Source organism: Kitasatospora sp. MY 5-36 (genome assembly GCF_001182915.1).
GTDB lineage: Bacteria > Actinomycetota > Actinomycetes > Streptomycetales > Streptomycetaceae > Kitasatospora.
This window is the reverse complement of record NZ_LFVW01001128.1, coordinates 1-1,791: the sequence shown is the minus strand read 5'-3', so window position 1 is coordinate 1,791 and position 1,791 is coordinate 1. Positions and strand designations below refer to the sequence as shown.

Annotated in this window: 1 protein-coding gene; it reads left to right on the top strand. The window is 74.8% G+C overall.

Translation table 11 applies throughout. From position 1 onward, the window contains the following. Positions 1-145: 145 nt before the first annotated feature. Complete coding sequence (locus tag AE652_RS40745) at positions 146-1,501, top strand: VWA domain-containing protein (RefSeq protein ID WP_049660919.1); 1,356 nt, start codon at positions 146-148, stop codon at positions 1,499-1,501. Positions 1,502-1,791: the final 290 nt, after the last annotated feature.

Sequence of the window (1,791 nt, the reverse complement as noted above, 5' to 3'; positions counted from 1 at the left end):
TCCCGCCGCAGCCGCCGCACCCGCCGACGGCCTGACCCGACCACCCGCCGGACGCTCCGGCGGCACGGCCCGCCGGCCCCGCCCGGCGGGCCGCCCCACCGTCCTGAGCACGTCCACCCCTCACCCGACGGGAGCCGACCGCCCCATGGCAACACTGGCGAAGCCGAACCTGCCCAGGTTCAACGTGGAGATCTTCCAGAACGAGTACCTGGCCGACGGCGCCCGCGAGGTCAACGCCATCGTCACCGTCACGGCGACCGGCGGCGGCACCTCGGGCGGCCGGCCCCTCGGCTTCGCCGACGCCACCGCGGCGGGCGCCGGCACCGCGGCGGCCGTGGTCGTCCTGGTGGACTGCTCGGGCTCGATGGACTACCCCAAGACCAAGATCAACGGCGCCCGCGAGGCCACCGCCGCCGCCATCGACGCGCTGCGCGACGGCACCGCCTTCGCCGTCGTCGCCGGCACCCACGAGGCCCGCGACATCTACCCCGGCGACGGCACCCTCGCCACCGCCTCCGCCACCACCCGCGCGCAGGCCAAGGAGTCGCTGCGCCGGCTCACCGCGGCCGGCGGCACCGCGATGGGCACCTGGCTGGCCAAGGCCGACCAGCTCTTCCTCACCCGCCGCGACATCGCCATCCGGCACGCCGTCCTGCTCACCGACGGCAACAACGAGCACGAGTCGGCCGAGGACCTGGCCCGCACCGTCGAACGGGTGACCGGCCACTTCACCGCCGACTGCCGCGGCGTGGGCACCGACTGGCGGATCGACGAGCTGCGCCGCATCTCCTCGGCGCTGCTCGGCACCACCGACATCGTCGCCGAGCCCTCCGGCCTGGCCGAGGACTTCCGCTCGATGATGGCCGGCGCGATGGGCAAGCAGGTCGCCGACGTCGCGCTGCGGATCTGGACCCCGGCCAACGCCAGGGTCCGGTTCGTCAAGCAGGTCGCCCCCGCGGTCGAGGACCTGAGCTCCCGCCGCACCGAGGCCGGCCCCCGGGCCGGCGACTACCCCACCGGCTCCTGGGGCGACGAGAGCCGCGACTACCACGTCTGCGTCGAGGTGCCGGCCGCCTCGGTCGGCAACGAGATGCTGGCCGCCCGGATCAGCCTGGTGCTGCCCGAGCAGGTCGCCGGCGGCACCCCCGAGGTGCTCACCCAGGGCCTGGTCAAGGCGGTCTGGACCGACGACCTGGCCTCCTCCACCCGGATCAGCCCGCAGGTCGCCCACTACACCGGGCAGGCCGAGCTCGCCTCCTCCATCCAGGAGGGCCTGGAGGCCCACCGGGCCGGGGACGTCGACCGGGCGACCGCCAAGCTGGGCGCCGCCGTCCGGATCGCCCACGCGACCGGGAACGAGGGCACCTACAAGCTGCTCCAGAAGGTGGTGGACGTGGTGGACCCGAAGGAGGGTACGGTTCGGTTCCGTAAGAACGTGAGCGAGGCCGACTCGATGACCCTTGAGACCCGGTCGACCAAGACGGTACGTGTGAAGAAGTGACCGCTGAAGACGTGACCGGGCCGGCACCCCGGCGCGACGCCGCACGGAGCCGGCCCGAAACGAGGGGGACCTGATGCCGATCTGCCCGAGGGGCCACGAGTCGCAGGCCGAGGACTGGTGCGACTTCTGCGGCTTCCCGATGACTCCGCCGGCCCCTGCGCCGGGGGCGCACGGAGGCTACCCGGGGGCGCACGGGGGCGACTCCGCGCCCGGCGCGCACTCCGGACACCCGGGGTACGGCGGCGCCTCCTTCGGCGCGCCGCCGCCTCCGCCGATGCCGCCGGGGGCCG